Raw genomic sequence first — 4,322 nt, 5'->3', positions numbered from 1 at the left:
CGCGTACCCCTCCAACGGTCCCGGCGCCGCCGGGACCGGTTGCCGCCTTGTCATCGCACCCCCATCGTAGAACGCCTCTACCAGGGCATACTGCGGAACGGACCCCCAGTCAACAAACTACCGCTAGAGAGTTTGGCGTGCTGATGTAGCTCCTACGGTGGCGAAGGCCGAGGCCGGTCTTCGCGAGGAGGCCGGCCAGCGTCCGGGAATGGTATGCATGCGGCGTAGTCGTGTCTTGACGAGGGATGTCAGGGCATCGATGTCGCGTTTTTCGACATTGGCCAGACTGAACTTCACTGCGGGCCACATGCCCTCGACGGGTTGAGCGCGCGAGCACGGGGCGGGAGATGGAAGACAGTCAGCCAGTCTCGCTGGCGATCGGCTCGCGCATCGCGCGGGACTCATGAGTCTTGATGCTGTCCCAGACGAGCACGATGGGGCCGCCGAGCTGCTGGTGGGTGGAGTCGAGAAGGCGGAGGTCATCGCGCTAGGCGAAGCTTTCCGATGCCCACAAATTGCTCCAGGCAGTGATGTATCCATTATTTCGCGTAGCACGGACTCTGCTATGCTTGCGCGGCTCGAAATTGTGCATCGCGCCAGGCTCTGGCCGATATGTGACAAAATGGTGGGTCCTTGCGAAAGTCATGCTTCCTTGCCATGAGCCTGAGTAGCATGCTGCTTCTCAGCTCATGCAGCTCAGGTGGCCAGAAAGCCACCTTGAGCGAGTCTAACCTGAGCCTGAGTCAGAGTCAGATTGCCGCCAAGCTTCAGGCCTCGCTCGACAGCGTGAGCGGCGTACATGTAAAGGGCGTACTCGCCGCCTACAACGCCATCACTTCCGTATTCGATCAAATGCCTATCGATATGCAGTTCAATAAGGATGGATCAGGTAGTGGGATCCTTACCCTGGAGGATGGTGTGCGACTGCCTGTCATCGAGTTCAGCGGGACCGTCTACTTTCAGATGACTGCACAGTATCTACAGGCTCAGTTATCCCCGATCGGTGCGTATAGCACTGTCACGCCGACCGTGAAGAAGTTGTATACGCGATACACCAATGAGTGGGCGAGTTCTATTTCGGGTGTGGGTGAACTCCTGTACCGCTTCGTCGGAGCGGACTTCTCATTCGCAGGTATGGAGGCACGGTTCGTCCCGCCCGACGTGGCGGGCTACGCATATGAAGGGAGTTCGGCTTCTGGTGCTCGGAAATCCGCGCGCTACCGACTCGCCTATGTGAAGAGCTTGCTTCCTTCGACTCTTGTCACGTTGCCGGCAAGCGGTTCGGCTCTGCCGATGCAGGCCAGCATGAGCGCGAGTTTCGGGGAGTCCCTGACGTTCACCTGGGACAAGCCGACGGTGGTGACGCCGCCGCCGGCTGCCTCGATTGTCGCCATCCCGAACAACTTCGGCGAGGTCGTCCTGCCTCCCGACGCCGCGAGCTCTAGCCCGGCCTCCGCATAGGCGCCGGGCGCAGCGATGTGCTTCTCCTCTAGGCGCGAACCCGTGCTGCCGGTCCCTCGCGGCTTGTGAACGCGCCACGAGGGACCATGAGCAGTGCTCATCTTGCGTGAGCGGTGCCGCTATTGAGCGGTGAAGTATCCCGACTGCAGGCTCAAGACCCGCGGCTGGCCCGAAGTGCGCCCCCGCAGTTCGCCGGCATGGCCGCCGCGACCACCAGCATGGTGCGCGACTTCGGCTTCACCATGGGCCCAGCCCTGATCGCCGCCGTGGCCCTGAGCAAGGCGGGCGGCACCTTCACCCACGCCCTCGCCGGATCCAACCTCCCGGCCTCCGTCACCGCCGCCGCTGCCGGCGCCGGACCTGTCGCCACCAACTCCGTCCCCCCGAGCGTCCCGTTCAGCAAGGCCGCCCCCTCGCCGTGGACGCGCTGCAGCACGGCTACTCCATCGGCTTCGCCGTCTGCGGCATCGCCGCCCTCGTCTGCGCCGCCGTGACCATCGCACTCCTCGGCGGCCGAAGCGAACAGCAGGAGGAGATCGCCATGGCAGAACTCGAACCGGCCGTCTGACCGGCGCGGCAGCGTCCGCGACGCCGGACGTGACCGACTCTGGGGTCGGCTCCGCCCACGGATGGCTCCGGACTCCGAGCACCCGTGGACGGAGTCCGGAGCCGCACAAGCGCGCAGAAACGGGGCGGACCCACGCCGACTTTCAGCCCGACCTTCGGCCACGCCACAGACGATCCGCGCGCGTGAACAGCACTGTGACGTGGGCGAAAATCCCCGCAAGGCTAGCTGATGCGGTCAGAACAGACCTGCTGAGAAGCCGTGCCAGATGCCTGATCTGGGGGGGCCGAGCATGGCCCGAGCATGGCCCGAGCTCACGACCTCGGATGCACGGGTACCCGGGGCTGGCGAGCGCCGGGATACCCCTGCGTGAACGCCGCCTTCACGGTGCACCGCTGGGGACTCCGCGCTTGCTGTGGTGCAAGCCCGGGGGCAGTTCGGGGCGGGGACCGTACGACAGTGCGCATAGAACATAGAAGCGCCATGAAAGTCATGCACTCTGGCCCGGCTGCGTAGCGGCCGGGCCAGAATGCTGTCATGCAGGGTGAGTGGACGGGTGAGCTGGTCGGGCCGGATGTGTGGGTGTCGTGCCGGGAGTTGATCCCGGCCGGGAGTGTGTTCGCATTCCTGGCCGAGCATCGGGCGGCGCTGTCTCCGGCGGAGACGTTCGCGGACATGTACCCCTCGCGCAACGGTCGTCCCTCGATGCCTCCGCAGGTCATGGCTGCGGCGGTGATCCTGTAGGCCCTTCACGGCCTTTCGGGCTTCGAGACCGTACAGGAGCTTCGCTGCGACCTGCGGTGGAAGGCCGGCCCCGGCACATGCCCCATCCCCGCTCCGCCCTCCGCCTCGTCTGCGCCTGCGCCTGCCCGAACCTACCGGCCACGACCGAGGCCACCTTGCCTGTCCCTGGCCAGCCCGGCAGCAGTCGACGTGTACGCCGCGCGTCGCCCGTGCGCTTGGGTGTGGTGTCGCGGGCGCTCGCGGAAAAATGCTCCGTCTCACCTGCCTAAACAGACCTCAGTGACCTGATGGCCGCAAGCGAGCCGCGCTGTTTGCCGCGACGGCATCGCAGAGGGCGCTCACCTGGAGCTCCGGGAGCAGTTCCGGCTTTTTCACTGCTGTAAGACGCCGTCCAGGACGGTGACCGCATGACCGGTCAGGTGGACGCGATCACCGTCCACCGCCGTGGAGACCAGGCCCGTACGGTCGCCACCCTGCAGGCCGGTGAGACGGTTGCGGCCCAGGCGCTGCGACCAGAACGGGGCGAGTGCGGTATGGGCGCTACCGGTGACCGGGTCTTCAAGGATCCCGCCTGCCGGCGCGAAGTAGCGGGAGACGAAGTCGTAGCCGCGCCGGTCGTCCGCTTCCGCAGTGACGATGATCCCGCGGATGCCGGTGCGGCGGGTGAATTCGGCAAGAGCAGGGAAATCAGGGCTCAGGTGCCGCACGACCGACTCACTCTCGACGGCGACGAGCAGGTCTCCCAGCGTCCCGGTGCGATACGTCGCCCCCGGCTCGACGCCGAGGGCTCGGGCCAACCCCTCGGGTGTCGGCGTCTCGGCGGGATGAGCGACGGGGAAGTCCAATGTGATGGCCCCATCGGGATGGGTGTGCGCGGTCAGCGGGCCGAAAGCGCTGGCGAACCGGACCGTCAGCGGCCCAGCGTGACCGGCGCGCAGGGCATGGGCGGTAGCCAGCGTGGCGTGCCCACACACATTGCTCTCTGCCGCCGGAGTGAACCAGCGCAGGTCCCAATCGGCCGGCCCGCCGTCAGAGGTGGGGCGGGCGAATGCGGTCTCGAGGCTCAGTTCATCCGCGACCCGCAGCATCCACGCATCCTCCGGCCAGCTACCGGCGCCCAGCAGGCACACGCCGGCAGGGTTGCCCGCGAACGGCCGGTCGGTGAAAGCATCGATGACCAGGACCCTCATAAACGAACTGTAGAACGCAGTCCGTCCGAACCGTCAAGCCCCACGCACGCGTGGCCCCGGTCCGCCCACCCCACAACCCACCGCACCCGTCATTCACCCGACGGGTGCCAGATCAACATGCCGAACCGGCTACCGGCATCCTCATCGAACCAGGCCCTAGCCACACTCTGCCCCAACAGCATCCACTCCCAGCGGCTCGCCTGAACATCGGAGGCTAGGAGCGTGGGTCGGTAATGAGCATCCGCCAACGGTTCGGTGCTGTTCAGGTGGGGTGGCGTGAGCGAGCGTGTTCGTGCTCGTGCATGTCGGGCGCGGCTGTCAAGGCCGTAGATCATCCGGCGATCGGGGCGCGGGTTCGTTGA

Annotated in this window: 4 protein-coding genes and 1 pseudogene; 3 read left to right on the top strand and 2 right to left on the bottom strand. The window is 66.0% G+C overall.

The features are described from left to right. Positions 1-109: 109 nt before the first annotated feature. A pseudogene (locus tag KDL01_RS46900) lies at positions 110-484 on the bottom strand (transposase); the annotation flags it as partial. 188 nt (positions 485-672) lie between these two features. On the opposite strand from KDL01_RS46900, the gene KDL01_RS39330 reads away from it, so the two are divergent. From KDL01_RS39330 to KDL01_RS39320, 3 genes are all read left to right on the top strand, one after another. Next, the gene (locus KDL01_RS39330) at positions 673-1,461 is read left to right on the top strand and encodes a hypothetical protein (RefSeq protein WP_212533820.1); all 789 of its coding nucleotides are present in this window, start codon (positions 673-675) and stop codon (positions 1,459-1,461) included. Between the two features lie 418 nt (positions 1,462-1,879). Beyond that, on the top strand, positions 1,880-2,029 hold the full coding sequence (locus KDL01_RS39325; RefSeq protein ID WP_212533819.1) for a hypothetical protein: 150 nt from the start codon (positions 1,880-1,882) through the stop codon (positions 2,027-2,029). A gap of 534 nt (positions 2,030-2,563) precedes the next feature. Beyond that, positions 2,564-2,770 carry a hypothetical protein gene (locus KDL01_RS39320; protein ID WP_212533818.1) on the top strand — a complete coding sequence of 69 codons (207 nt, stop codon included), beginning with the start codon at positions 2,564-2,566 and terminating at the stop codon, positions 2,768-2,770. Between the two features lie 371 nt (positions 2,771-3,141). Here the strand turns inward: KDL01_RS39320 and KDL01_RS39315 are convergent, their stop codons facing one another. Beyond that, positions 3,142-3,960 carry a PhzF family phenazine biosynthesis protein gene (locus KDL01_RS39315; protein WP_212533817.1) on the bottom strand — a complete coding sequence of 273 codons (819 nt, stop codon included), beginning with the start codon at positions 3,958-3,960 and terminating at the stop codon, positions 3,142-3,144. Positions 3,961-4,322: the final 362 nt, after the last annotated feature.

Source organism: Actinospica durhamensis (genome assembly GCF_018139695.1).
GTDB classification, from domain to species: Bacteria; Actinomycetota; Actinomycetes; order Streptomycetales; family Catenulisporaceae; genus Actinospica; species Actinospica durhamensis.
The sequence above is the reverse complement of the archived record's forward strand: the minus strand, read 5'-3'. Positions and strand labels throughout refer to the sequence as shown.

Coding starts and splice junctions, on each gene's coding strand:
- KDL01_RS39330 (WP_212533820.1), top strand. CDS start 673: ATGCTGCTTCTCAGCTCATGCAGCTCAGGTGGCCAGAAAGCCACCTTG.
- KDL01_RS39320 (WP_212533818.1), top strand. CDS start 2,564: ATGCAGGGTGAGTGGACGGGTGAGCTGGTCGGGCCGGATGTGTGGGTG.
- KDL01_RS39315 (WP_212533817.1), bottom strand. CDS start 3,960: ATGAGGGTCCTGGTCATCGATGCTTTCACCGACCGGCCGTTCGCGGGC.